23 protein-coding genes are annotated in these 25,022 nt (G+C 64.4%); 12 read left to right on the top strand and 11 right to left on the bottom strand.

Annotation, left to right across the window (positions count from 1 at the left end; translation table 11 throughout):
• Positions 1-10 precede the first annotated feature (10 nt).
• The 4 genes from CZ338_RS03235 to dnaA form a co-directional block, all read right to left on the bottom strand.
• Complete coding sequence (locus CZ338_RS03235; RefSeq protein ID WP_087116881.1) at positions 11-658, bottom strand: DciA family protein; 648 nt, start codon at positions 656-658, stop codon at positions 11-13.
• Positions 655-1,851 (bottom strand): DNA replication/repair protein RecF, encoded by a 1,197-nt coding sequence (recF, locus tag CZ338_RS03230; protein ID WP_087116880.1) that lies wholly within the window; start codon positions 1,849-1,851, stop codon positions 655-657. Before recF ends, CZ338_RS03235 begins: the two co-directional genes overlap by 4 nt.
• A gap of 2 nt (positions 1,852-1,853) precedes the next feature.
• Positions 1,854-3,041, bottom strand: a complete 1,188-nt coding sequence (gene dnaN, locus CZ338_RS03225) for a DNA polymerase III subunit beta (protein WP_087116879.1) — start codon at positions 3,039-3,041, stop codon at positions 1,854-1,856.
• Between the two features lie 579 nt (positions 3,042-3,620).
• On the bottom strand, positions 3,621-5,177 hold the full coding sequence (gene dnaA, locus CZ338_RS03220) for a chromosomal replication initiator protein DnaA (protein ID WP_407919360.1): 1,557 nt from the start codon (positions 5,175-5,177) through the stop codon (positions 3,621-3,623).
• A 962-nt stretch (positions 5,178-6,139) separates the two neighbouring features.
• Between dnaA and rpmH the strand changes: the two genes are divergently transcribed.
• The 8 genes from rpmH to CZ338_RS03180 all read left to right on the top strand — a co-directional run bounded on the left by rpmH (position 6,140) and on the right by CZ338_RS03180 (position 11,631).
• A complete protein-coding gene (gene rpmH, locus CZ338_RS03215) occupies positions 6,140-6,277 on the top strand; it encodes a 50S ribosomal protein L34 (protein WP_076598259.1) in 138 nt (45 codons plus the stop codon).
• 25 nt (positions 6,278-6,302) lie between these two features.
• Positions 6,303-6,683 (top strand): ribonuclease P protein component, encoded by a 381-nt coding sequence (gene rnpA / locus CZ338_RS03210; RefSeq protein WP_087116877.1) that lies wholly within the window; start codon positions 6,303-6,305, stop codon positions 6,681-6,683.
• Positions 6,661-6,927, top strand: a complete 267-nt coding sequence (yidD, locus tag CZ338_RS03205; protein ID WP_087116876.1) for a membrane protein insertion efficiency factor YidD — start codon at positions 6,661-6,663, stop codon at positions 6,925-6,927. Before rnpA ends, yidD begins: the two co-directional genes overlap by 23 nt.
• A gap of 27 nt (positions 6,928-6,954) precedes the next feature.
• The gene (gene yidC, locus CZ338_RS03200) at positions 6,955-8,184 is read left to right on the top strand and encodes a membrane protein insertase YidC (RefSeq protein ID WP_087116875.1); all 1,230 of its coding nucleotides are present in this window, start codon (positions 6,955-6,957) and stop codon (positions 8,182-8,184) included.
• A gap of 5 nt (positions 8,185-8,189) precedes the next feature.
• Positions 8,190-8,834, top strand: a complete 645-nt coding sequence (rsmG, locus tag CZ338_RS03195; protein ID WP_087116874.1) for a 16S rRNA (guanine(527)-N(7))-methyltransferase RsmG — start codon at positions 8,190-8,192, stop codon at positions 8,832-8,834.
• Between the two features lie 85 nt (positions 8,835-8,919).
• Complete coding sequence (locus tag CZ338_RS03190; protein ID WP_087116873.1) at positions 8,920-9,864, top strand: ParA family protein; 945 nt, start codon at positions 8,920-8,922, stop codon at positions 9,862-9,864.
• A gap of 8 nt (positions 9,865-9,872) precedes the next feature.
• Complete coding sequence (locus CZ338_RS03185) at positions 9,873-10,949, top strand: ParB/RepB/Spo0J family partition protein (protein ID WP_087116872.1); 1,077 nt, start codon at positions 9,873-9,875, stop codon at positions 10,947-10,949.
• 10 nt (positions 10,950-10,959) lie between these two features.
• Positions 10,960-11,631, top strand: a complete 672-nt coding sequence (locus CZ338_RS03180; RefSeq protein ID WP_087116871.1) for a hypothetical protein — start codon at positions 10,960-10,962, stop codon at positions 11,629-11,631.
• Here the strand turns inward: CZ338_RS03180 and CZ338_RS03175 are convergent.
• The 7 genes from CZ338_RS03175 to CZ338_RS03145 form a co-directional block, all read right to left on the bottom strand.
• Positions 11,628-12,788: an N-acetylmuramoyl-L-alanine amidase gene (locus tag CZ338_RS03175; RefSeq protein WP_087116870.1), complete on the bottom strand. Its 1,161-nt coding sequence runs from the start codon at positions 12,786-12,788 to the stop codon at positions 11,628-11,630. The two genes, CZ338_RS03180 and CZ338_RS03175, sit on opposite strands and share 4 nt — an antisense overlap.
• A 114-nt stretch (positions 12,789-12,902) precedes the next feature.
• Positions 12,903-13,226, bottom strand: a complete 324-nt coding sequence (gene trxA, locus CZ338_RS03170; protein WP_087116869.1) for a thioredoxin — start codon at positions 13,224-13,226, stop codon at positions 12,903-12,905.
• Positions 13,227-13,265: 39 nt separating this feature from the next.
• Positions 13,266-14,231 carry a thioredoxin-disulfide reductase gene (gene trxB / locus CZ338_RS03165; RefSeq protein ID WP_087117267.1) on the bottom strand — a complete coding sequence of 322 codons (966 nt, stop codon included), beginning with the start codon at positions 14,229-14,231 and terminating at the stop codon, positions 13,266-13,268.
• Positions 14,232-14,368: 137 nt separating this feature from the next.
• Positions 14,369-14,980, bottom strand: coding sequence for a sigma-70 family RNA polymerase sigma factor (locus tag CZ338_RS03160; RefSeq protein WP_087116868.1), 612 nt, complete (start codon positions 14,978-14,980; stop codon positions 14,369-14,371).
• Positions 14,981-15,084: 104 nt separating this feature from the next.
• On the bottom strand, positions 15,085-18,273 hold the full coding sequence (murJ, locus tag CZ338_RS03155; protein WP_087116867.1) for a murein biosynthesis integral membrane protein MurJ: 3,189 nt from the start codon (positions 18,271-18,273) through the stop codon (positions 15,085-15,087).
• Between the two features lie 88 nt (positions 18,274-18,361).
• Positions 18,362-20,851 carry a hypothetical protein gene (locus tag CZ338_RS03150; RefSeq protein WP_087116866.1) on the bottom strand — a complete coding sequence of 830 codons (2,490 nt, stop codon included), beginning with the start codon at positions 20,849-20,851 and terminating at the stop codon, positions 18,362-18,364.
• Positions 20,848-21,663, bottom strand: coding sequence for an NUDIX hydrolase (locus CZ338_RS03145; protein WP_087116865.1), 816 nt, complete (start codon positions 21,661-21,663; stop codon positions 20,848-20,850). Before CZ338_RS03145 ends, CZ338_RS03150 begins: the two co-directional genes overlap by 4 nt.
• A 127-nt stretch (positions 21,664-21,790) precedes the next feature.
• On the opposite strand from CZ338_RS03145, the gene CZ338_RS03140 reads away from it, so the two are divergent.
• Genes CZ338_RS03140 through CZ338_RS03125 form a run of 4 tightly spaced genes read left to right on the top strand, consistent with a single transcriptional unit; the run spans position 21,791 to position 24,991 of the window.
• Positions 21,791-23,302 carry a CCA tRNA nucleotidyltransferase gene (locus tag CZ338_RS03140; protein WP_087117266.1) on the top strand — a complete coding sequence of 504 codons (1,512 nt, stop codon included), beginning with the start codon at positions 21,791-21,793 and terminating at the stop codon, positions 23,300-23,302.
• Positions 23,295-23,903 carry a YqgE/AlgH family protein gene (locus CZ338_RS03135; RefSeq protein ID WP_087116864.1) on the top strand — a complete coding sequence of 203 codons (609 nt, stop codon included), beginning with the start codon at positions 23,295-23,297 and terminating at the stop codon, positions 23,901-23,903. The genes CZ338_RS03140 and CZ338_RS03135 overlap by 8 nt, the downstream gene beginning before the upstream one ends.
• A gap of 12 nt (positions 23,904-23,915) precedes the next feature.
• Positions 23,916-24,650: an AzlC family ABC transporter permease gene (locus tag CZ338_RS03130; protein ID WP_087116863.1), complete on the top strand. Its 735-nt coding sequence runs from the start codon at positions 23,916-23,918 to the stop codon at positions 24,648-24,650.
• Between the two features lie 2 nt (positions 24,651-24,652).
• Positions 24,653-24,991, top strand: coding sequence for a branched-chain amino acid transporter permease (locus CZ338_RS03125; RefSeq protein WP_087116862.1), 339 nt, complete (start codon positions 24,653-24,655; stop codon positions 24,989-24,991).
• Positions 24,992-25,022: the final 31 nt, after the last annotated feature.

The raw sequence follows: 25,022 nt of genomic DNA, 5'->3' as shown, positions 1-25,022 counted from the left end.
GGCAACCGTTTTACCCGTATGTATCCCGCGGCCCCCGGCCTTTAACATGCAGCGGACCGTACCGCCAGTTCTTGGTCTTCGGCGGGTAGACGTGCAATTTGGTGATCACGCCGGGACCGATCTTCTCCGCGATCTGTGACAGCACGGTGGACTGCATATATTTCAGGTTCGTCGCCCACGCGGTCTGGTCGCAGGAGATGAACAGCTCGCCGTTTTTGATCATGCTCACTTCGGTGTGCTGCGCGATCTTCTCCCCCACCAGGGATTCCCAGTTGCCCATCACCCAACCATGCGCGATCGGCTCCGTCCATTCACGCTGGGCAATCTCCTTTTTCAGCAGGGACCCGAAACCCGCGACGGTGTAGTCCCGCTGCATTGCGCGCCCGTCAGGCCCCGTCGGCCGGCCCTGCTGGAAGCGCTTCTTCATTGCAGGTTCCGGCGCGAGGTCCAGCCCGGGCACGGAGATCTCCGGGGCCGCGGGCTCGTCCGTACCCATTGCTAGAGCTAGCTTGCCGACGGACCTCCGCGGCACCACATTCCTCCCCTGCCCCGTCAACCGCGGGAGCGTCCCGCCGCGGCGCTTCGCAGTCGCGCGGAGATTCTCAAATGTGGCGCTGACCAGATCGTGTGGTTCTTGTTGTTCCTGCGTTTCGCTCACGTCAGTTCCTTGATCCGGGACTCGCGGCGACCGTCCCCGCTGTCCTCCATGACCACGCCGTACCGCGCGGAGACATGGTCGTCGAGGTTCGCCGGCAAATCGTCGCCGACAGCGGCAGTGATGAGCACCTGCTCCGCTTTCTCCGCCACCGCGACCAACCGCTGGCGGCGCTTCGCATCCAGTTCCGCGAACACATCGTCCAAGATGAGCACGGGTTCCGCGCCGTCCGACGCCAGCAGCGCGTATTCCGCCAAGTGCAGCGCGAGCGCGAACGACCACGTCTCGCCGTGGCTCGCGTACCCCTTCGCCGGCTGGTCGCCGAGCATGAGCACAAGGTCGTCGCGGTGCGGCCCGACCAGCGTCGTTCCCCGGTCGATCTCCTCCTTGCGCCGCCGCGAGAGCTCCGTCAGAAAAGCGGCCTCAAGAATCTCCGGGTCGTGGGTATCCACGCCGGCAAGCTTTTCGACGCCACCGTCAACCGTCGAGCTGTACCCGATCCCGGCCGGCCGGGACTCCGGCGCCACCGACGCGTACGCGTCGTGCACCGGCTCCGATAACTCCGCCACCAACTTCTTCCGCCCCGCGATCACCTGCGCGCCGAGAGACGCCAACTGCATGTCCCACGCATCCAGCGTGGATAGCGCACTAGCACCCTGGTCGTCGTTGTAGCCGCGGCGCAGCAGCATATTCTGCGAACGCAGCAGAGCATTGCGCTGGCGCAGCACTTTGTCGTAATCCGCCTTCGCCCCACCGAAGCGCGGAGTGCGGATACTCGCCAGACCATCCAGGAACCTGCGGCGCTCCCCCGGCTCGCCGACCACCAGAGCCAAGTCCTCCGGCGCGAAGACCACCGTGCGCAAGACACCGAGGATTTCCCGCGGCGATTTCAAGCGCGTCCTGTTGATCTGCGCCTGGTTGGCTTCCTTCGGCTTGATCAGCAGGTGCGTGGTCAGTTCGCGGCCCTCGTTGACCGTGGTCACCGACACCCGAGCATTCTGCGCGCCAGCGCGCACCAGTGGCTGATCCTGCGCAACGCGGTGACTACTCAGCGTCGCCGAATAGATGACCGCTTCGACGATATTGGTCTTGCCGTGGCCGTTGCGGCCCGAGAAAACGGTGACCCCTTTATCCAGTGCGAGGTTCAGCTCCGGCCAGGAGCGGAAGTCGCGCAGATCGAGCTCACGGACAAACACATTTATCCCGGCAGGCGCACCGGCATGAGCAGGTAGGTGAAGTCGGTGGCGGGGGTCTCGAACGTGCCGTCCGCACCCGCCTCCGGCATCTCGTCTGGCTCCGGGATCATAATCGCCGGGCGGGACGCCTCGGTGAAGCCGAAGACCACGCGGTTAGTCGGAATGACACTCAGGCCGTCGCGCAGGTACCCGGAGTTGAAGGCGATGAGCAGCTCATCCGCGCCCGTGAACGCGCACTGCAGGGATTCGCTCGCCTCGCCGGAATCAGCGCCGGAGGCGTAAAGCGTGACCTCGCCCTGCTGGAAGTGCATGCGCAGCTGCGCGTTGCGGTCGGCGACCAGGCTCACGCGGCGGATGGCCTCCACCAGCGGAGCGATCTCCACCGACGCCATGGACGTGTGCGTCTTGGGCAGCAGCGGCTGAATATTCGGGAATTCCGCGTCCAGCATGCGGGTGGTGGTCTCCCGGTTTTGCGAGTGGAGACCGAACAGCCCGTCGCCGCCGACATTCTCGCCGTTGCCCACGGCGATCTCCACCGGCTCCTCTAAGTGGCTATCCAAGGTGCGCGCGTTATCCAGCAATGTCTTCGCCGGGATGAGTAGTTTCGCCTCCACATTGCTGTTCACCGGCTCCCACTCCAGCGAGCGAAGGGCCAGACGGAAACGGTCCGTAGCCGCGAGTGTCACCTGGTTACCGGCGATTTCCATGTGCACACCGGTCAGCATCGGCAACGTGTCATCGCGCCCGGCAGCGGAGGCCACCTGGGTGACAGCATTGACAAAAGTGGAGGTGTCCAGCGTGCCGGTGACTTCCGGCAGGGTAGGCAGCTGCGGGTAATCGTCCAGAGGCATGAGCGGCAGCTCGAAGCGGGCGGAACCGCCCTGGAGCAGCAGGCGCGAATTGTCCACGGACACTTCAACCGGCTTCGCGGGCATGTTGGAAACGATGTCCGCCATGAGCTTGCCGGCCACAGCGACGCGTCCGGGTTGGGAGACCTCGGCACTGACGCGCACGCGGGTGGACACCTCGTAGTCGAAGCCTGCCAGCTCCAGGCCGTTGTCATCCACCGTGATCACTACGGCGCGGAGCACCGGCTGGGTGTTCTTCGTCGGCAAATTACGCGCAACCCACGCGACGGCATCCGAGAGATCGTCTTTGTGCACGCGGAATGACACGTTGTTGTCGTCCATGGTCCTCGTCGCTCCTTGCTAGGGCTGCCTGTCAGGTGAGCTAACTTTCCGTCTCACCTTAAGCGGTGCACAACTTCTGCTCAACGAGAGCCTGTCCACTTCAGTGGACATGCCCGGCGGAGTTGTCCCCACGCTCTCTTTCTCTTGGATTCAATACTAGGAAAAAGATTGGGAGTAACAGTAGGTGCTGTGCAGTCTGTGGATGACAGTCCATTCAAGCACGTCGCTTCGGCGTGTCGCCTGTGGGGCACGGGTGTGTAATTTCTGTGGATAACTCGTCCATGCTGTGGATAACTAATTCGGCATCTCCGTTGCCCACAGACCATTCGTGTGATTCCACCGCCAAATCACATATTTCTCCCGCGCCTGTGGACAGCGCTTTTCTTCTGTGGATAACCGGATAGTGATCAACTCCACTTAATTACAACGGTGGAATTACACAGGTGTGAAAAACTCTGTGGATAACCGCCGGGGCTGTGAAAGAACCTGCTCCGGGGCACACGAAAAAGGCCACTGAGAATCCGGATTCCCGGGGGATCTCAGTGGCGTGGGGGTCGGGCCGTCGATAAGCGGCGAAAGCTACCGCGCGCGGACGCGGTTTTTGATGATTTGGGTGAGCTCCTGAATCTCGTCGTAGGTCTCGCGGTTCTCCGTCATTTCCTTCCGGATCTTCCGGTCGGCGTACATGACCGTCGTGTGGTCCTTGCCCCCGAATTCCTGACCGATCTTCGGTAGAGACAGGTCCGTGAGCTCGCGGCACAAGTACATAGCCAGCTGGCGGGCGTGCGCGACAACGCGGGTCTTGCCGGCGCCGGTGAGCTTGTCCATGGGAACGCGGAAGAAATCCGCGGCCGCCTCCTTGATGGTCGCGGCGGTGATGGTCACGTCGCCTTCGTCCGGGAGAATATCGCGGAGTGCGACATGCGCGACGTCGAGCGTGATCGGCTCATTGATCAACGACGAATACGCTGAGACCCTGATCAGCGCGCCTTCGAGCTCGCGGATGGAGGACTCGAATTGGGATGCGATGAGTTCCAGCACGTCCTCGCTGACATGCGTGCCGTCCGCGGCCGCCTTCTTCATCAAGATTGCAATGCGCGTTTCCAAGTCCGGCGGCTGAATGTCGGTGATCAGCCCGCCCTCGAAACGTGTGCGCAGACGGTCCTCCAGTGTGGTCAGCTGTTTCGGTGGACGGTCGGAGGACAAAATGATCTGCTTATTCGACTGGTGCAGCGCATTGAAGGTGTGGAAGAACTCCTCCTGGGTTCCTTCTTTGCCCTCCAAGAACTGGATGTCGTCGACCATGAGGATGTCCAGGTCGCGGTAGCGGCGCTTGAAGGATTCCTGCCGGTCATCGCGCACCGAGTTGATGTAGTCGTTGGTGAATTCCTCAGAGGAGACGTACTTGATGCGCAAGTTCGGTTGCAGCACCTGGGCGTAATTGCCGGCCGCGTGCAGTAAGTGCGTCTTGCCCAGGCCAGAGCCGCCCCAGATGAACAGCGGGTTATAGGCGCGCGCAGGATTCTCCGCTACGGCCACTGCCGCGCCGTTGGCGAAACGGTTGGACGAGCCGATGACGAAGTTCTCGAAGGTGTACTTCGGGTTCAAGCTCACGTCCCGGTCCGGATCATGCGCCGGCTTCTCGCGCGGGATACGTTGCGGCGCCGGGACGATCGGGTGGCTGGACTGCTGCCGGGACGATTCCTCAACCGGGTTTTCCTGCTGCTGGGCGTGAATCCGCGCGAGCTCATCAAGCCCCATCGGCAGCTGCTCCCCCGCTAGCGCGGGCTGTTGCTGCTGCGCGGCCGGCGGGAAAGCGGGCTCGGAATAGGTGTTGTACCAGTCATCCGCGGAGCTGTCCGTGCGCGGCTGCGGCGTGGGTTGCTGGGGTGCGGCCTCTTGCGGTGTTGATGGTGCCTGCGGCACCTGCTGTATCTGTGATGGCTGCTCGGTTTGCTGTGTTTGCTGTGTTTGCTGGGTTTGTGGCGCCGGCGCGTGCACGGACACAGCCAGGTTGCAGGGTTGGCCCATGTGGCTGCTCAGCAGCTCCATGATGTACGGGCCGAGACTGTTCTCCACCACATTCTTTGCGGCGGCGTGCGGCGCGGAGAGGATGCAGTATCCGTCCACGAGCATGACGGGTGTGACCAGTTGCAGGTACGCACGGTCTCCCGGGGAGAACGTGGGCACGTGGGAATTGGGGCGCTCAGACAGGTTGAGCAGTTCGGCGACGATGTCCTGCCACAGAGCATTCAAACTCTGTTGATCATGTGCCATATACGTCTGCTCTCCCTTATCCGAATGGCGATGTTTGATATTTCCCGCACGCCGTGGGCGACGAGGATTTCACAACTCACATGAGTGTGAACATCGCTCTGATCTTGTGAATCCACAGACTTATCCACAGGTGTGAACCGTGCTGCTGTGGAGTTTATCCACAAGGCACTCATCATGCTGTGGATAAAACTCTCACGCCAAATTAATGCCTTTGACCTCGAGTTTCAGTGCTCATCGAGGACGAACCTCAAGGTGTGATTGAGGTTTATCCACAGCAGTGGTGGAAACTTTCCTGTGAAGTTGTGGTGATAAAGCTTTCTTACCCTGCTCCGCCGCGGACTGTCTAGACGGAATGCGGGTGTGCCGGGACGGAGACGCGAACGCATCAGCAAGCACGTTCGACCCCCGCCGTGCCCACGCAGGCAGCGTCGGCGTGTCGCCCGTGACCTGCGGAAAAACACATCGTTGTAATTTCGGGGGTGGCTGAAAATCAGTGAATCTACCCCCGCGCGTCGATTTGGCCGGTGCGATGTCGATCACGTATCCTGGCATGGTCTGTCGCACTCTGTGACCTCTGGGAATCCGCGATGCGGTTCCGCAGCGATCACCAGGGTGTGCGTGAGAGCATCATCGGCGCCGAGCACCGGGCCGCCCCGTGCGGGCGAGTCAGCGCGGATGACGCAAGCCGTCAGCGGGAAACGCTGTAAGAGCATCTCACTCATATGTTTTGAAAATGGCTGCCTCTTCCCGGGAAGGCGCACCCGCCGCATTGCTCGGCGCGCGCCGTTGGCCGCCGCATAGATTGCAAGGAGTACCCCGCCATGTCTAAGCGGACTTTCCAGCCGAATAACCGTCGTCGTGCACGCAAGCACGGCTTCCGCACCCGCATGAACACCCGCGCTGGCCGCGCCATCGTTTCCGCGCGTCGCCGCAAGGGCCGTTCCAAGCTCACCGCCTAGTCCTCTAGGTAATTCAGAGCGCGCTGTGCTGCCCCGCGCCCACAAGCTCACCTCGTCGGCGGAATTCCGCCGGGTGATCTCCAAAGGCGGGCGCGCAGGCACCCGCACCGTCGTGGTGCACTATTACACCCGAACCGACACCGTCATTCACGGCGGTCCCCGGTTCGGGTTAATTGTGTCTAAGCAGGTGGGCAACGCTGTTGTCCGTCACCGCGTGTCCCGTCAACTGCGGCACGTCTGCATGGACGTTGTCGAGCAGCTTGACCGGGACGTAGATATTGTCATCCGCGCTCTGCCCGCCAGCGCCAACGCCACCAGCGCCGACTTGCTGGGGGATGTGCAGTCGGGAGTGGCCAGGGGGCGCAAAAAACAGAAAAGCGCGCATGACCTCTTACCGGAACTCTGACGGTGAGCTCATTCCCGTACCTTCCGGGCCTCTCGGCAGGGCGATGGTTCGGTGCGTGCGGCTTTACCAAAAACATTTCTCACCCCTTAAGATGGGGTCGACGTGCCGCTTCGAGCCGACATGCAGCGCTTACGCGCTAGAAGCCGTGTCCAGGCGTGGAGCGGTCCGCGGCAGCCTTCTCGCTCTTGTCCGATTAAGCAAGTGCGGGCCATGGCACCCCGGCGGCTACGACCCCGTGACCTAGAACAGCTAGACAGGAGTTAGACATCCAGTGCTGAATTTCATCTACTGGCCCATCTCAGCGGTGCTGTGGTTCTGGCACAAGATCTTCGGCTACATCTTCTCGCCGGATTCTGGTGCCTCGTGGCTGCTGGCCATTGTGTTCCTGACCTTCACCATCCGCGTCTTTCTGGTCAAGCCGATGGTGAACCAGCTGCGCGCTGGCCGCAAGATGCAGGAACTCCAGCCGAAGATGCAGGAGATCCGCGCGAAGTACGGCAACGATCAGCAGAAGCAGGCGATGGAGATGCAGCGCCTGTACAAGGAAGCCAACATGAATCCGTTGGCCAGCTGCATCGTGCCGCTGGTCCAGATGCCGGTGTTCATCGGCCTACTGCACGTGCTGCGCTCCTTCAACCGTACCGGTACCTCCGGCGGCGGCCTGGGCATGACCGTGGAGGAAAACCGCAACACCGCGAACTACATCTTCTCCCCCGAGGATGTCCAGTCCTTCCTGGATGCCCGTGTTTTCGGTATTCCGCTGTCTTCTTACATGTCCATGCCGGAAGAGCAGTTCGCCGCTTTCTCCCCGGCTGATTTCACGCGCACGGACATCATCATTGTCGCTTTGCCGATGGTGATCGCCTGTGTTCTGCTGACCCACTTCAACGCGCGCATGTCTATGAGCCGTCAGCGCGAGCGCATGGCTAAGCGCAAGGCGGAGCAGACGGCAGCCGGCAAGAAGCCGGAGCAGGCCGGTCCGGGCTCGCCGGAAATGATGGAAATGCAGATGAAGACCATGAACGGCATGATGCTGTGGTTCCTCCCGGCGACCCTGCTGTTCACCGGCTTCCTGTGGCACATCGGTCTGCTTACCTACATGCTGTCCAACAACGTGTGGACCTTCTTCCAGACCAAGCTCGTCTACGCCAAGATGGACAAGGAAGAGGAAGAGGAGGAAGCAGCCAAGCGCGAGGCGAAGCGCGCCTCCGCTCCCGTCGCTGGCGCCCGCACCGTGGACAACCGTTCCAAGAAGCAGCGCCAGCGCGACGCCGCAAAGCAGCGTGCGAACAACAACCACCCGGAGAACCAGCCGGACAAAACGGCGACGGTGACCAAGGTCGAGCCGTCCGACACCTCCGAAACCACGGATGTGAGCGGCAAGCAGTCCGACGTAGGACTCAAACCCAAGCCCGGAGCGAAGCCCAACAACCCGAAGAAGGGCAAGAAGAATAAAGGCAAGAGCCAAGGCAAAAACCAGGGCAAGAAGAAGGGGAACTAAGGCTCATGCCTGATTCAACGCCCGCCCAGTGGGAGGACGCGCCCGAGGCAGCCGCCCGGATTTTCGGCGACCGGCTGCCGCTCGCGCAGGCCTACCACGATTCCCTAGCCACCACCGCCGCCGAGCGCGGCTTCATCGGTCCGAAGGAAATCTCGCGCCTGTGGAGCCGCCACGTGCTCAACTGCGCGGTCATCGCCGACGCCTTCGACGAAGGCCTTAGTGTCGCCGATATCGGTTCCGGCGCGGGTCTGCCGGGCATCCCGCTGGCAATCGCGCGGCCGGATCTTCAGATCACACTCATCGAGCCTCTGCTGAAACGCTCGACGTACCTCGGTGAGATCACGGAAGAGCTCGGCCTCACCAACGTCACGGTCGTGCGCGGCCGGGCGGAAGAGCAGAAGAAGACGCTTTTCGACGTCACGACGTCCCGCGCCGTCGCCCCCCTAGGAAAACTCGCTTCCTGGTCGCTCCCCCTCGTCCGCCCCGGCGGCTCGATGACGGCGATGAAGGGAGCCAGCGTGGCCGAGGAGCTGGAGCGCGACGCCAAGGTCATTGCCAAAGCTGGCGGCACCGACGCGGAGATTCTCACTGTCGGTGAAGGTCTGCTGGAGCAACCCACCACCCTGATCCGCATTGTGCGGGCGGGCTAACGTGTGTCCGGGTGCTCTACTAGTCTGACACTGACTAGTTAGTTCTTTTCGTTTTGCTTTTGACTTGACCGTGACGGGAGGCCATGTGGACGACCAGCAGTGGGATGACACTCCGATTGCTGCGGCGGCTCGCCGCGCGGCGCGGATGAATAACGGGAAGGCGACGGTGCCCAAGCCGGAGCAGCCGCGCCTGATCACTGTGGCGAACCAGAAGGGTGGCGTGGGCAAGACCACCACGTCGGTGAACCTGGCCGCATCGCTGGCAAAGCTGGGCCGTAAGGTCCTGGTGGTGGATTTGGACCCGCAGGGCAACGCCTCCACCGCATTGGGTGCCGCCCACCGCGACGGGGAGGTATCCAGCTACGAGTTGCTCATTGGTGAGGCCACCCCGGAGGATGCTCTGCAGCGCTCCGGGGACAACGACAATCTCTGGTGCATTCCTGCCACGATCGACTTGGCGGGCGCGGAGATTGAGTTGGTCAGTTTGGTGCGCCGCGAATACCGCCTCGCGGATGCGCTCCGCGGCCGCTTCCTCGAGGAGCAGGGCTTCGACTACGTCTTTGTGGATTGCCCGCCGTCGCTGGGTCTGTTGACCATCAACGCGATGAACGCAGTCGACGAGGTGCTCATCCCCATCCAGTGCGAGTACTACGCGCTCGAGGGCGTGGGACAGCTGCTGAACAACATCACCATGATCCGCGGCGCCTTGAACCCGAACCTGCACATCTCCGCGGTGCTGTTGACCATGTTCGATGCCCGTACGAAGCTCTCCGAGCAGGTCGCAGAAGAGGTTCGCGGCCAGTTCGGCGACGTGGTGCTGCGCAATATGATCCCGCGCTCGGTGAAGGTGTCGGAGGCGCCCGGCTACGGTCAGACTGTCATCGAATACGACCCGGGTTCACGCGGCGCACTGGCGTACTTCGATGCCGCGCGCGAATTGGCTACCCGCGGCGATTACCAGCCGCACGAGACGACCGGGCCGATCGGTGTCAGCCCCGAGATTTTCGCTCAGCTGAGCGAGGAGGACTAAGTAGAGCTATGGCAGAGCAACGCAAGGGCGGCCTGGGCCGCGGCTTGGCGGCGCTGATTCCGTCGAACCCGGACCACCACCAGAAGACAGGCCCGCTCGGGGACGGTGCGGCGGACGTGATCATCGGCGGCACCAAGGGAGCACGCGATGAGAAGGGCGAGCGGAGCAACCCGAAGCCGAAGAAGAAGGTCAAGGGGGCCCCGACGATTCCGGGTGCTCCGTCTGTCGGCCGCCCCTCGTCAGTACCGGCGGCAATGGTGACGGGGACGAACCCCGCGGACTCTTTCGGTGCGACCTACCAGGAGATCCCGATCGGGGACATCTTCCCCAACGCGAAGCAGCCGCGCACCAGCTTCGACGAGGAAGAGCTGGCTGAGCTGGTCCACTCTGTCAAGGAATTCGGTCTGCTTCAGCCCATTGTGGTCCGCCCGGCGAAGGACGGCTACGAGCTCATCATGGGTGAGCGCCGCTGGCGCGCCTCCTCCAAGGCTGGCCTAAAGCGCATTCCAGCCATCGTGCGCGAGACGTCCGACGAGGACATGCTGCGCGATGCCCTGCTGGAGAATATCCACCGCGTCCAGCTCAATCCCCTCGAAGAGGCCGCCGCCTACCAGCAGCTGCTGGAGGAATTCGGCGTCACTCAAGAGCAACTCGCGGACCGCTTGGGGCGTTCCCGCCCGGTGATCACCAACTCGATCCGCCTGCTCAACCTGCCTGTCCCGGTGCAGCGCCGCGTTGCCGCCGGAGTGTTGAGCGCCGGCCACGCCCGCGCGCTGCTCGGCGTGAAGGTGGGTCCGGAAGCGCAGGAGCAGCTGGCTGACCGGATCGTCGCCGAAGGTCTTTCCGTGCGTGCGACGGAGGAGGCCGTGACGCTGCTCAACCGTCAAGGGGCGCTGCCGGAGAAGCCGAAGCGCGAGCCCGTCCCGCAGCCGGAATTCCTCACCCGGGCGGCCGACCGCCTCGCCGATGAGTGGGACACCAAAGTCTCCGTCACCATGGGCAAGCGCAAAGGCAAGATCGTCGTCGAATTCGGTGACCGCGACGATTTTGAGCGCATCATGTCTCTCATCGAGGGCACGGACTAGCCCTAGGACCATGCCGCTGCGACACGCCCGCGTGATTCCGCTGGATGCGGCGAACCTGAGCCGCCTTCACCCAACCACGGCGCGCAGCGTGTTCTGGGAACTCGACCCTCTCGGTGATGCCTTTGCCGGCATTGACTCCGAGGTGGACAAAGCCGCATGGCTATTCTCCCTCGCCTACGAGCAACCAGCCGTGGGCTTTTCCATCATCGACCCCTCTACCTCGGCAGGCGCGCATGCGACGCTGCTCATGTGCCCGCCGTCCGCTGCGCCCGGAGCGGTCCGCATGCCCACCGCGCCCTTCTCGGCCGACGCATTCTGCCTGACCAGCCTGCACATCGATGTAGCAGCCGCAGGAACAGGATGGGAGGCAGTGCTTATCGACGCCGCAGTGGCCTCCCTCACCCAGCAATCCCTTCCCGCCGTCGAGGCGTTCGGGTACCGCGCAGAGGCAGTGTCCGAGCTGGCGGAGGGGAAGGTGACGGGGCTGGTGCGGGATATCGTCGATAAACGGAGCTCCATTGGTGTGATGCCCGTCGACGTGTTGGAATCCGCGGGCTTCACCGTCGTGGTTGACCACCCTGCGATCCCGCGGTTGCGCCTGGAGCTGACGCCCGCGCACGACTTGCTCACGGAACGGGAGATCGCCGAACTCCTCGCCGGCGTCCCCGTGGGCGGAGCTTAGGAGCGTTCCTGGCGCAGGAGCTCCGTGAACGAGTAGGTGCCCGTGGGCTGGTTATCCTGGTCGAGGAGGTAGAGCCTCTTCACCGCCACAACGATGGCCTCCGCGATCGCATCGCGCTGCGTCGGGTTAGTCATTATGGCCATGTCGTGGGCGTTGGTCACGTAACCGAGCACGATCTCCACCGACGGCATCTGCGTCATGCGCAGCAGTTCCCACGTGCGGCCGTGGTTGAAGCAGTTGCCTAGCTCCGTGCGTGCGACGATCTCGCGCTGAATGAAGCCGGAGAGCATCTCGCCCGTCATGGAGGACGCGCCGAGCTCCGAACCGAAGTAGAACGTGGCCACTCCGTTGGCCTTCTCGTTCTGGTACCGGTCCAGCTGCAGGGACACCATGAGGTCCGCCTCGAAGCTGTTCGCCAGGTCCGCGCGCGCCTTGGGCGACGGGTTGTCTCCGCGAGGGCGCGACATGATTGTCTCCATGCCGGCGGCGATCATGCGTGCCTCGACACGGGAGGCCAAATCCCACAGGATCTCTTCCTCGGTGATCTGGCCGTAGGGCCCCTGGATGGTGGCCATGTCTTCGGCGTTGAAGTTCGGGTCGATGACCACGCGCTTGCCGGTTAGACGTGGGCCCGCCATGCGGACCACCTCGCGCTCGCGGATCGCTTGCGTCGATCCGCCGGTGATGCGGCGGCCCAGCAAGCTCAGGGCGTGCAAGGTCTCTGGCCCACACACGCCGTCATCCTGGATGCCGTAGTTGATCTGGTAGTTCGACAGCGCGGTGTGGGTATCGGGGCCGAAGTGGCCGTCGATCCGCCCGGAGTAGAACCCGAGCTCCTGCAGCTGCTTCTGCAGCTGGCTCACATCGTCGCCGACGAGGATCTGGTTGGGCTGGTACGACAGCGCACGCGCACCCAGCGTGTAGGAGGCGTGGCGCAGCTCGCGCAACGTGATGTCGTCGATCTCGCCCGATGGCAAAATGCCGCGGGACTGCTGGAACGCCTTCAGCGTCGTGCTCAAATCCTCGTCGAAGTACATCTCCTCCTGCGAGAACCGGCGGCGATTCCACTCCCCTACGTCGCCCTCGAAGTCGTCGAGCAACCCGAGGCGTGCAAGGGACGAGCGGACTTCAGCGACGCGCGCGCTGGAGTCTCCCACGCGATACGTACCTAACACAAGTCACCTTCCTGACCACGAGCCTTGAGCACCTGTCTCATCTTACTGTCACCGCGTCCGCGTGAGTCGCATGGCATGCCTGACCGGCTGCCATGGTCACAGGTGGGATTGCACGCGGGAGAGAACCTCGCTCTTGGGCACCAGGCCCACGAACTCGTCGACCTTCTGCCCACCCTTGAAGATGAAGACATTCGGGATGGACATGACCTGGAACATCGCCGCCAGGGTACGCTCCTGGTCCACGTTCACCTTGGCCACCTTGACCTGGTCGCCCAACTCCGCAGCGACCTCGTCCAGGATCGGGGACAGCTTCTTGCAGGGGCCGCACCACTCGGCCCAGAAATCCACGATGACGGGCACGTCGGATTCGACGACCTCCGACTTGAAGGTGTTTTGGTTGACATCGATAGCTGTGCTCATATGTGTCCTCTTTTCCGTTGGTGAGTGAAAGTGGCGTGGTTACAGCGCTTCGAGGTAGTGCTCTGCGTCGATGGCGGCGCGGCATCCGGATCCCGCGGCGGTGATGGCTTGCTGGTAGTAGTTGTCCACCAAGTCGCCGGCGGCGAACACGCCCGGAACAGACGTCTTGGTGCTGGGCTGTTCGACGGTGACGTAGCCTTCGGAATCGGTGGCCACCTGACCGTCGAGGAAGCCGGAGCGCGGGTCGTGGCCGATGGCGACGAACATGGCGGTGGCGTCCAACGTGGACTCCTCGCCCGTCTGGGTGTTCTTGATGCGCAGGCCGGCGACGCTGCCGCCGTCCTCAAGAACCTCCTCCACGACGGAGTTGGTGAGGAATTCGATCTTGTCGTTCTCCTTGGCGCGGTCCAGCATGATCTGGGAGGCGCGGAACTCCTCGCGGCGGTGAATGATGGTCACCTTGGAGCCGAAGCGGGTGAGGAAGGTGGCCTCCTCCATTGCGGAGTCGCCGCCACCGACGACGGCGATGTGGTGGTCCTTGAAGAAGAAGCCGTCGCACGTCGCGCAGGTGGACACGCCGCGGCCGGTCAACTCCTGCTCGCCGGGAATGCCCAGGTGGCGCGGTGCGGCACCGGTGGCCAGGATGATGGCGCGTGCCTGGAACTCCTCGTCGCCGACGAAGACTTTCTTGATGTCGCCTTCTAGCTCCACGCGGTCCACTTGGTCGGCGCGCAGGTCAGCGCCGAAGCGCTCGGCCTGGGCGCGCATTTCCATCATCAGGTCCGGGCCCATGATTCCGTTCTGGAAGCCGGGGAAGTTCTCTACCTCGGTGGTGTTCATCAACTCGCCGCCGTACTCGTAGCCCTCGAAGACGAGCGGCTTGAGGTCGGCGCGCGCCGTGTACAGGGCGGCGGTGTAGCCGGCCGGGCCGGAGCCGACGACGATGACATCGTGCACCGTGGAGCTGTCGGCCTCGGCGCCGGAGCGTTCCGCCGCTTCCTTCATCTCCTCGGTCGGAGCGGTCTCCGGAGCGCTGTTGAATCCGCCCAGGGCATTGGCGGAGGGGAAGCCCGGTACTTTCGGCACGTTCGGCACATTGGGCACGTTCGACTCGTTCGTCTCAGTCATGCCAGACAGTGTAGTTAACTGCGCATGGACTCCGTCAGCGCCCGCCGCGCACGGTTCCTCCGTGATTTCACTGTGCCGGGGCGCACGCCCAGGTGGGTGGCGGCGGAGTTGATGGAGTAACCGGCGACGTCGATAAGCATCAAAGCCCTGCGTTGCGCGGCCGGGAGTTGGCCCATGGCCTGGCGGAGCGCGAGCAGGCGGTCGAGGTTGCCCAGCGGGTCGTGCGCGAGGTAGCGGTTCGAGTCGTGGTTGATCTTCTCGGTGTCGTCGAGGCTGGCGTGCTGGCGCTTGTTGTCCGCGCGCTTGGCGTGGTCGTACCCGGCGTTGAGCACCAATCGGTGCAACCACGTGGTCAGCGCCGATTCGGAGCGGAACGTGTGCATGTTGCGCGAGGCCTTGAATAGCGCGTCCTGGACAATGTCCTGCGCGTCGTGCTCGTTGCGGGCGTACCGCCGTGCCACCGCCAACATTCTCTTCCTATGCCTTTGCACGATGATGGCAAATGCTTGGTGGTCCCCCGCGACATAGTCTTTGACCAGGGCTTTGTCGGTCTTCTCCTGCTGTTGCTGCTTGCGTAGTGCGTTCTGCCGGTAGGTGCGCGCCAACCGGCCGTGACTGTGCGTCATGTCCTCGTCCCCCCGAACAAGTCCCCGATGTGTGGTGCGGGTCCCATTCTGCCCGGCAGGGGTGGCAGGCGCGCGGGGCCGGTGCGCACTTCAGTGCGCAGCTGTCAGCGGACGCGTGACCCCACGACGGTGACGCCTTTGATGGTGGCCTCATCCTCGAGGGAAACAACGAGGCCGGTGACTGCCGGTTGGTCGTCGATGTCGACGCTCGTGTGGCTGTCCTTCAGGGTGCCGGTGGCGAGGATGCGCAGGTGATTGACGTCGGTGGCGTCCTGGGTGTGCTCGTCGATGCCGTAGATGGTGTAGGCGGAGCCACTGGTGCCCGTGTCAGCGCCGGAATCGATGTTGAGCTCCTCCGGAACGAACTCGCCGCCGTCCTCCGGGGTCAGCAGGATTCTCTCGCCGGCGGTCAGGGAGGCGGTGGTGGAGTCTTGGCCGTCAATAAGCGGGCTGAGGTCCGTACTGCTCGTGCTACTGGTGCTGTCGCCCCATGGCGCGGCGTTCAGCGGCGCGATGATGACGGGGAGCTTGCCGCTGGGGGCGTTCTCGATGCCCTCAGAAACATTCTCGGCGCCGTCTCGCGCGGATTCACTGGTGATCGGGGAATCCGGCCGGTTGTTGAACAGGCCCACGAGGTACACGGTCAGTGCGGCGACAAGCAGCACCGCTGTGATCGCCACGGTGACCAGTCCGGCGGTTCCCAATGGGCCCACGCCGCGTTCGCCGAAGCCCCCTCGGCGTGTTTCATGGCCTGGTTCGTGCTGGGGCTCGTCCTTCTCCGGTTGCCGCACGATCGTGTGCGGGCTGGTCTGTTGGGCGACTGCCATGAGGGATTGCTCGATGCCGCGGTAGTCGGGCTGCTCGGCGCGGGCGGCGCGGGTGATGTCTGTCAGTTCACTGGTTTCAGCCGCGCCGGCGAGGAGTTCCAGCGCGAAGGCATAGGCGGACGCATCGTTGCCGGGGTGTGCCGCAGGCAGGACCGCGGGGAAGGCGAGGACGACGGTACCGTCGTCGCTCACGCGCATGCGGTTGCGGTTGTCCAGGCCAAGAGGCACTCCTTGCTCGTGGGCCGCGGCGATGGAGGCGGTGAGCGGCACCATCGCCGCGGCCACTGCCTGGTCGAGCAGCGGCTCGCCGGCGTCGGCGACCGTCTTCAGGTCGGAGCCCGGGACCCACTCCGCCACGACCACGCAGCCGGTGCGGTACCGGATCGTCTCAATCACCGGCGCCACAGCGGGCAGGTTCAGTGCCGAGAGCTGGTTGGTGCGGTGGCAGACACCTGCGGCATCAATAGCTGCCTGGCGCGGTGACACCGGCGCCAGCGGGGCGGCACCGCACGTATCCACGAAGGTCAGAGCCACCATGCGCCCGGTCTCCTGCTCGCGGGCCTGCCAGAAGCGGGCGCAGGAGCTGGAGCCGTAATCGCGCATGAGGCGGAAGCGCCCGTCGGACACCGCCGCGCCGGGCACCAGACGCGGACCCCGGACAACGCCTGCGGACATCGGCGGCGGGACCGGGGAGGTGTTGAAGGTGTCGGAGACCAAGAACTGCGACGAGACTTCCTGCGGGTCCACTTCCCCGGTGGAGACGTCATTCGCCGGACTGGTGCGCACGATGCGGTTCAGGCCGGGGATACGGGCCAGGGCGGCACCGAGGTTTCGCACCTCCGGCAGTGTGGAGAAGGACAGGGCGATGCCGGTGGCCACCACGAACACGACACCGAGAATGAGGATCTCCAGCAGCAGGCCGAAGGAGTCGCGCCGGCCCAGGGCCATGGCCAGGCCTGGCATGCCGCCCGGAATGAGGTGGAGCAGGAAGCGCACGAGGAGAGCCGCGGCGATACCGACGAGGCCCGCGGCTGCGGCCCACACAGAAGTGTGCAGGACCGAGCCGAACTTCAGGGAGCCGAGCTTCCGGCGCAAGAGGAATGCGCCGATGACGGCACCGGCGACGAAACCGAAGCCGTTCGCGGCGCCGAGCAGCACCACGACCTGGTCGGGCCGCGCGGCCACGGTGGGGGCCAGAAACGCCAGCACGACTTTGGTCAGCGTGATGCCGGCGATGATGAACGTGGGCGTCCACGCCTCCTCCCGGGCGTAGAACACGCGCAGGTGCAGCATGACCAAGGCGTACGGGATGAGCGTGAATGCGGCGAAGCTCAGCGTCAGGCCCAAGGTCCGGGCTTCGGCGTTGGTGAAGTTGCCGTAGCCGAACAGGGCGTTGCCAATATCGGGGCCCAGCGCTGTCATGAAGATGATGATGGGGATCAGCGCGAGGAACGTCAGCTTCGTTCCCAGAGTCAGGTCGCGCACCACAGCTTCGTCGTCGCCGTTGGCGGCGTTGCGGGACAGCCGAGGCATGATCGCCGTCAGCAGGGTCACGCCCACGATGCCGTAGGGCACCTGGAGCAGCTGCCAGTGCTGCATGTAGATCACGGGGGCGGAGCTGTCCACGCCCGAGGCGATGCGGTTGTTGATGATGTAGCCCGCCTGCGAGATGGCCACGTAGGTGATGATTGCCAGGGCCATGCCGCCGAACTGCTTGAGCCGTTCGTCAATCCCCCACAGCGGGCGCAGGTCGATGTTGAGCCGCCGAAGCGCCGGCAGCATGATCAGGCACTGCACGGCCACACCGAGGGTGGTGCCCAGACCCAGCAGCAAGATGTGCGGGTCGGTGACGGCGGTGTGCTCCTTCGGGTCGAGTTGCCCCGGCAGGATCATGTACAGCAGCATCACGCCGATGGAGACCAGATTGTTCGCCACCGGCGCCCACGCCCCGGGCCGGAACACTTCCTTGGTGTTCAAAATGGCCATGAACAGGGAGAACAGACCGTAGAACATGATCTGCGGGAGCAGCAGATAGGCGAACGAGGTCGCCTGCACCAGGTTGACGTGACCGGCTTCATCCAGCATCAACTTGGTCAACAGCGGCGCGCCGATGACCGTGAGCAGTGTCACTGTGGTCAGCAGCGTGATGGTCAGCGTGAACAGCCGCCTGATGAAGGCCTCGCCGCGGTCCGGGTCCTCCTTCTCCGCGCGCACGAGCACCGGCACGACCAGTGCCGTGAGCACCGAGCCCAGCACGATCTCCGTGATCATGTTCGGCAGAGTGTTGGCGGTGTTGAACGCGGAGGCGACCGCGCCACCGAGCGCCGATGTGATCATCACCGTGCGGATGAACCCGGTGATGCGCGACATCAGAGTCGCCACGGCCATGGAACCGGTGGACCGGACGACGGCTCTGTCGCTCGTCTGTTTCTCGTCCTCCGCTGCCGTTACGGGCTGGTCCACCATGACACGCTCACCTTGGTCCCGGAAATAGTCTGCAAAAGAACCCCGGACTAGCCTGAGACAGCCCTAGGAATTCTGGGTCAAGGGTATGTTAGTCGGCCCGCCCGGAATCTCTATCCCGTCGGCGTTTCCCCAATTGCGCCACGACAGCGAGCACGAACAGTCCGGCCAGCAGCGAAATGATGAACCAGTTGCTTATCGAGGTCCCCGCGGTCTGCACCCCGATCCCCACCGGCTGCGAAATAGGCTGGTTCTGCGGGGTAGCCAGGTACAGCTGCAGGTCGGTGCGTTCACTGTCCGAAGGCAGGTCCGCGGTCATCTGCAGCGTGAGCGAGCCGCGCGCCGGGATCCGGAATTCCGGCGGCGTGTTCAGGCGGGCGCCGTCCGGACCGCGGTAGAGAATTGTCGCGTCCACAGGCAGCGGGAGACCGTTCTGCGCCACGATGAGCAGCGGCGACGACGCGGACGTGCGCGTGTACACGTTGCCCGGCGGGATCAGCGCGATGGAGGAGCGTAGTTCCGCGAGCGTGTCGCGGTCGCCGTTGAGCCGCTCACGCGTGCGCTTCTCCGCGTCCGTGTAGCCCGTGTACGCGCGCCGACCGGTCACGCTCAGTGCCGTCAGCAGGTCGGTGCGCAGCGGCAGCGTGTACCCGTAGCGCGTGAGTGCGATCGCGTCGTCGTTAGCCAAGAGCGCCGTGAGGTCATTGATAAAGCGCGCTTGCTGCGCGGAATTGAGCACCTCGGTGTCCGTGAACACGGCAGGGTCGGATTCAGGAACGCCCAGCTTATCGACGTCCCCCTGCCCCACTTCCCCCGCCGCCCCCACATAATCCGCCAGCGCCATCGGCGTTGCGGTGCGCTCAGCGAACAGCGCGGTGACGGTCTCCATCACCGCGCGGGCGGTGGACGGCTCCCATGTGACCGGCGGGTTCACCAGCGTCGGTTCGAGGTCCGGTGCCCCGGCGACTTCTCCGGGAAGTGTCCTCGATTGCGCGGCTGTGCGCACCGCCGTCGCCGCCGTGAGGTCGCGCGCCTGGGGGGAGTCCAGAGTGAAGTCGAAGCGTAGGTTTTCGTCCGAGTACCCCGGAGTCTCCGGCTGTGGTCCGGTCGCCGCGAGCGTGGAGGCCAACGCGCTGTCGAATGTCGCTGCTTCGACCCCCGGGGTGAGCGCGACGCGGTGCGAGGTGCCCGCAGCGGACACCACTGTGTTGTCCGCCACCAGTACCCGTACCGGCTGCCCAGGTACCGGTGCTGCCGCATCTTGCGCATTCGGCGGCTTCGGATTGTCCAGGTTGCTACTCTGCTCCCCTTCAATGCGCCCGCCGGGTTCAGCGGCACCCTTCGCCCGTGCCGCTTGGTCCCGTTCCCATTCGGTGTGCATGCCGCCTTCCGGCAGGGTGGACCGGCTCAGATCTGCCCAGCCCATGCCCGGCGCAGATTCGGGCTCAAGGTAGCCCGCGCCGGGAACCACCATGTTGCGCAGCGTTGGTGTCTGCAGGACCCGCTCCACAGTGAAGGGACCGCGTTCAAGCGATTCGCGCATGAGCCACGTGTCACCGGTGCGTGCGACTGCGTTGAGGTCCGCATTCGCCCACGGCAGCGCGACGGTGCAGTTATCTTTGGCAGCAGCGCGGAGCTTGTCTAACCAGGCCTTCGCGTCATCGGCACCGGTGCCCTGTTCGGCTCCTGCGGCGGTGTCGTCGCTGCCCCAGGAGTCGCGTAGGCGTTTGCGGTTCAAGCCGGGCGCGGGCCTGTCGTCGTCCACCGTGTACCCCTGGCTCATGCGCTCGACTGTGTCCAGCAGCGCTGGGTCGACCGCCAGGCATGTCGCCGCACGAGTGCCGCCATCTTGGGTGGTTTCCGCGTATGTATCCACTAGTGCGTCCAAGCGGCCCCCGGGCGCCAGTTGGGTAGCCAAGTTCTCGGAGGACAAGATCAGCGACGGCCGGTTCGGTGCCTCCCCCGTTTCCCCCGGCACAATGTCAACGGGAGCGGAGATGGGAAAGAGCACGCTCATTCCGGCTGGGGTCAGCTGGGACTCGGTTCCGGTTCCCGCGACAGTCATGTGCCACCGCTCGGTGTCCAGCTGCACCCCGTCCTGCCCCAGAACCAGCATCATGGGGAATGTGGTGGTCAGCGGGTGCTCGTCCGTGACTACCGTGACCTTCACGTCTATCTCTTCACCGGGCTCCAATGTGGGGACGTCCACATCGTCTCCGGCGGGGCTGTATTCCGAGACCGAGGCAACGGTCGCCGCCCGGGCATCCGACACTGACCCGGAAGCCGGACCCCGCAGCGGTGCAATGGTCAGACCGGAAACCTCTGCTTCAGAGTCGTTCCGGACGCGCACTGTGATGGAGGTGGGGGTGCCGGAAGGGAGGGACAAAGGGGCGTCGATAAGCGAAAGCTTCAGCCCTTGCTTCCCGTCATCCGGGCGGATCTGCGGATTGACCCACTCGTGCGCGACCGCGGGATCGTTGGGGTCGAGCGGAACGGGCTCTGCGGCGGTGGACAGCGGCGCGCATGCGAGCGCTGCCGCGGTGAATACCGCAGCCGCCCGATGCGTGCGCCGACCCGTCACCGCGGGGTGGTCCTTCCCGCTTCCTTTTCCGCCCGCGCGTAATCCGGCATTTTGTCGAAAGCGATGCGGGCCAGTTTGCGCTCGTCGGCGTACGCCAAATGCTCGATCAGTTCGCTGACCGGCACCCAGGCAACTTCGGTGACCTCCGGGTCTTCGTCGTTAAGCACGCCGTCGACGTAGCGCAGCAGGTTGTGGTGGACCGTCTTGTGGATGCGCACGCCGTCGGAGACGAACCAGTAATCGATGATGCCCAGTTCCGCGAACGGCTCCCCCGTGATGCCGGTCTCCTCCCAAACCTCCCGGCGCGCTGTGTCCCACTGGTGCTCGCCCGGCTCGACGTGCCCCTTCGGCATGGACCATAACAGGCGGCCGCGGCGGTCGAGGCGCCCGATGAGCGCGACGTAGATCTGCGACATGTCCACGGAACCGTCGGACGCGACAGCCTCCGCCATGCCGGAGACGACAAGGCCGCCTGCACTTGTCTCGTCGCGGGTCTCCATATTTTGGGACGCGTACTGTGCGCTGTTGTGCTGCGGCTTGCGGTACCTGTTGCTTCCGCCGCCCCGGCTGCGCTGATTGTTCCGCTGGTTTCCGCGCTGGTTATTGCCGCCTTGGCGGCGCTGATTGTTGTTGCCCCCGCGGCGCTTGCGGTTGCCCTTGTTGTTCTTCTCGCCGCCGTTGTTGGGGTTCTTGGTGCCGCCATTGTGGCTACCGTTGTTGTTCTGGGCGTGGCTCGAAGCGCGCCGGCGGCGTTTGCGCCTGCGCGTGTTGTGCTTCGGCGAATCGGAATCGCCGGGGGTGTTCTGAGCCATCTTCTAAATGGTATCCGGCCGTGGTTCTCGTGTGGTACTTGAGACCCTGCTTGAGACCCCGCTTGATTGCCTGCTCCATCCGGGCTGGTTTGCCTGGGGCTGTAAGGTTGGGCGGGTGACCAACCCGATGAACAGTGCGAAGAATTCGACCGACCCAGCGGAGCTGTTCAACCTGCCGGAGAAGGGGGATCCGACAGCGTTCATCGCTTTGCTCGCCCGCGCGGAGAGTGCTGTGGCGGAGCTCGCCGGTCTGCTTGGGCCGCTCGCCGCAGCTTTCGCGGCGGAGGGCGAGGCCCTCTACCTCGTCGGCGGCCCGGTGCGTGACGCGATGCTGGGCCGGTTGGGCCATGACCTCGACTTCACCACCTCGGCCCGCCCGGAGACAATCAAGGCGATCCTCACCGAGTGGGGCGAGGCAGTGTGGGACACCGGCATTGAATTCGGCACTGTGTCCACGGTGAAGCAGGGCCAGCAGGTGGAGGTGACCACGTTCCGCGCCGACCTATATGACGGTGTTACCCGGAACCCCGAAGTCACCTTCGGCGACACCATTGAGGGCGATCTGGTGCGACGTGATTTCCGGGCGAACGCGATGGCCATTGAACTCCTGCCGGCATCGGACGGGTCCGCCACGCTCAAGCTGGACTTCCATGACCCCGTCGACGGTTTGAAGGACCTGCTCGACCGCACACTGGACACCCCGCAAGCCCCCGAGGTGAGCTTCCGGGACGATCCCCTGCGCATGCTGCGCGCCGCACGGTTCGTGTCCCAGCTGGGATTCACCGTCAGCCCCCGCGTCAAGCAGGCGATGACGGACATGGCCGAGGAGATAAACCGCATCACGGTCGAGCGCGTGCAGGCGGAGCTGGACAAGCTCATGCTGGGCCTGCAGCCGTGGGAGGGCATCGACTTGCTGGTTGAAACGGGTCTGGCCGACCACATTCTGCCGGAGGTTCCCGCCCTCAAGCTCGAGCGCGACGAGCACATGCAGCACAAGGACGTCTACGCCCACTCGCTCACCGTTCTGCGCCAGGCGACAGAGCTCGAGGAGGAGGGGCCCGACCTGAAGTTGCGGTGGGCGGCGCTCATGCACGACATCGGCAAGCCGGACACACGCGAGCTCAAGCCCGGCGGCGGGGTGTCCTTTCACCACCACGAGGTCGTGGGCGCGAAGCTGACCCGCAAGCGCATGCGCAAGCTGAAGTACCCCAAGCACGTCATCGAGGACGTGGGCCAGCTTGTCTACCTGCACATGCGCTTCCACGGCTTCGGCGAAGGCCAGTGGACCGATTCCGCCGTGCGTCGCTACGTCACGGACGCGGGAGACCTCCTCCCCCGCCTGCACAAGCTCGTCCGCGCCGACTGCACCACGCGCAACCCGAAGAAGGCCTCGCGTCTGCAGCGCACGTACGACCAGCTAGAGGAGCGCATCGCGGACCTTTCCGCCAAGGAGGACCTCGCCCGGGTTCGCCCGGACCTGGACGGCAACGAGATCATGGAGATCCTCGACCTTAAACCGGGCCCCGAGGTGGGCAAAGCCTGGAAGTATATGAAGGACTTGCGCCTTGAGCGCGGCGAGCTCGACCACGAGGAGGCCGTCGCGGAGCTCAAGGCTTGGTGGGAGAAGGAAAATGGCTGAGTTCTTTTACGCGGACCGCTTGTTCACCGCGCTCGAACGCCAAACACCGGCGCCCGGCATGCTGTTGGTCGCCGCGCCGGGCATGCTCGCCGAAGACTTCGCCCGCACGGTCATTTTGCTTATCGACGTCTCCCCCGACGCCACCTTCGGCGTCATCCTCAACCGCCGTTCCGAGGTGGCTGTGCATTCGGTCCTTCCCGAGTGGCTGCCGGAGGTGGCAAAGCCGCAGGCCCTCTACATCGGCGGACCCTTGCGCCCGCAGGCTGCCATCGCTGTGGGGATGACCGCGAACGGCACGGTCATTGAGGAGCATCCCGAATTCACCCGCTTGGCTAACCGCCTCGTTCACGTGAACCTGCGCGCCGAGCCGGAGAGCGTCGCCGGTCTTCTCGAGGGGATGCGCGTTTTCTCCGGTTACGCCGAGTGGGCGCCCGGCCAGCTCGACGAGGAGATTGAGCGCGGGGACTGGTACGTCGCCCCCGCCCTGCCCACCGACGTGGTCGCGCCTGCCGCCTCGGACTTGTACAGCGACGTTTTGCGCCGTCAGCCGATGCCGCTGCCGCTGTTCTCCACGTTCCCCGCGGACCTCGAGGACAACTAAGCAGTGCCGAGCATGCGCCACGAGATCCGCGCTGCCCTGAAGGACTTCTGGGTTGTGGGCTTAGGACTCATTCCCCTCGGCCTCGCATTCGGCCTGGTGATGACCCAAGCCGGCTTCGCCTGGTGGTGGACCCCCATCTTCTCAGTGGTCATTTACGCCGGATCGATGGAATTCCTCGCCGTGCAGATGGTCACCGCCGGCGTCGGTCCCCTGTCCGCCGCCGTCACCGGGTTCATGGTGAACTTCCGCCACATTTTCTACGGCCTCACGTTCCCCCGCGACCGCATTTCTTCGCCGCTCGGCCGCGCCTACTCCACCTACGCGCTTACCGACGAAACCTACGCCGTCATCTCCTCCCTCCCCCCATCCACCCGCGCCACCCTTTCCGGCACACGCATCCTCACCACCCAGATCGCCTGCCAGCTGTTGTGGGTGATCCCCGGTATCATCGGTGCTCTCCTCGGTGTGGTCATCCCGCCTGAGGTGAAGGGCATGGACTTCGCCCTCACCGCCCTGTTCGTCGTGCTCGCCTACGAGTCCTTCATCTCGAACAAGGACTTCTCCCTGCCGTTGACCGCCACCGCGATCGCCGTCCTTGTTGCTGTGATCGCCCCCAGCTGGTTGCTCATGGTCGCCCTGACCGCCTACTTCCTCGTCCTCTTACTGCGCTACGCCCTCCCCGGCGTGGATAAGGCCCTCGAGCTCTCATACCCCCAGACACCTCCGCAGCCCGAAGGTGGCCGCTGATCATGGGCCTTCCCACCGGTGTCTCCCTCAGCATGGTCGCCGCAGTTCTCATCCCCGTCTGCGTCGTCACAATTCTGCTGCGTGCCCTCCCCTTCAGTTTCCTCCGACTGTTGAAGGGCAGCCCCGTTATCCAATTCCTCGGTGCGACCATGCCTGTCGGCGTGATGACCGTCCTCGTCGTCTACACCCTCTCCAGCTCCCGCGAGAATCCCGGCGGCATCTGGGCTGCCCTCATCGCCGCTGGCATCACCCTCGCCCTCCATGCGTGGAAGCGCCGCGCCGGCTTGTCCATTCTCGTCGGCACTGCCATCTACATGGTGCTGGTCAATCTCGTGTTCTAACCCCCGCTACCCCCTTTGGCGCGGGGAGTGG

The organism is Corynebacterium urinipleomorphum (assembly GCF_900155535.1).
GTDB classification, from domain to species: Bacteria; Actinomycetota; Actinomycetes; order Mycobacteriales; family Mycobacteriaceae; genus Corynebacterium; species Corynebacterium urinipleomorphum.
This window is presented reverse-complemented; position numbering and strand designations above follow the sequence as displayed.

Excerpts from the sequence above, each read along its gene's own strand:
- dnaN (WP_087116879.1), bottom strand. The coding sequence starts at position 3,041 with ATGGACGACAACAACGTGTCATTCCGCGTGCACAAAGACGATCTCTCG.
- dnaA (WP_407919360.1), bottom strand. The coding sequence starts at position 5,177 with ATGCTCGTGGACGGATACTGCATCCTCTCCGCGCCGCACGCCGCCGCA.
- rpmH (WP_076598259.1), top strand. The coding sequence starts at position 6,140 with ATGTCTAAGCGGACTTTCCAGCCGAATAACCGTCGTCGTGCACGCAAG.
- yidD (WP_087116876.1), top strand. The coding sequence starts at position 6,661 with ATGACCTCTTACCGGAACTCTGACGGTGAGCTCATTCCCGTACCTTCC.
- rsmG (WP_087116874.1), top strand. The coding sequence starts at position 8,190 with ATGCCTGATTCAACGCCCGCCCAGTGGGAGGACGCGCCCGAGGCAGCC.
- CZ338_RS03185 (WP_087116872.1), top strand. The coding sequence starts at position 9,873 with ATGGCAGAGCAACGCAAGGGCGGCCTGGGCCGCGGCTTGGCGGCGCTG.
- CZ338_RS03180 (WP_087116871.1), top strand. The coding sequence starts at position 10,960 with ATGCCGCTGCGACACGCCCGCGTGATTCCGCTGGATGCGGCGAACCTG.
- trxA (WP_087116869.1), bottom strand. The coding sequence starts at position 13,226 with ATGAGCACAGCTATCGATGTCAACCAAAACACCTTCAAGTCGGAGGTC.
- trxB (WP_087117267.1), bottom strand. The coding sequence starts at position 14,231 with ATGAAGGAAGCGGCGGAACGCTCCGGCGCCGAGGCCGACAGCTCCACG.
- CZ338_RS03160 (WP_087116868.1), bottom strand. The coding sequence starts at position 14,980 with ATGACGCACAGTCACGGCCGGTTGGCGCGCACCTACCGGCAGAACGCA.
- murJ (WP_087116867.1), bottom strand. The coding sequence starts at position 18,273 with ATGGTGGACCAGCCCGTAACGGCAGCGGAGGACGAGAAACAGACGAGC.
- CZ338_RS03145 (WP_087116865.1), bottom strand. The coding sequence starts at position 21,663 with ATGGCTCAGAACACCCCCGGCGATTCCGATTCGCCGAAGCACAACACG.
- CZ338_RS03140 (WP_087117266.1), top strand. The coding sequence starts at position 21,791 with ATGAACAGTGCGAAGAATTCGACCGACCCAGCGGAGCTGTTCAACCTG.
- CZ338_RS03135 (WP_087116864.1), top strand. The coding sequence starts at position 23,295 with ATGGCTGAGTTCTTTTACGCGGACCGCTTGTTCACCGCGCTCGAACGC.
- CZ338_RS03130 (WP_087116863.1), top strand. The coding sequence starts at position 23,916 with ATGCGCCACGAGATCCGCGCTGCCCTGAAGGACTTCTGGGTTGTGGGC.
- CZ338_RS03125 (WP_087116862.1), top strand. The coding sequence starts at position 24,653 with ATGGGCCTTCCCACCGGTGTCTCCCTCAGCATGGTCGCCGCAGTTCTC.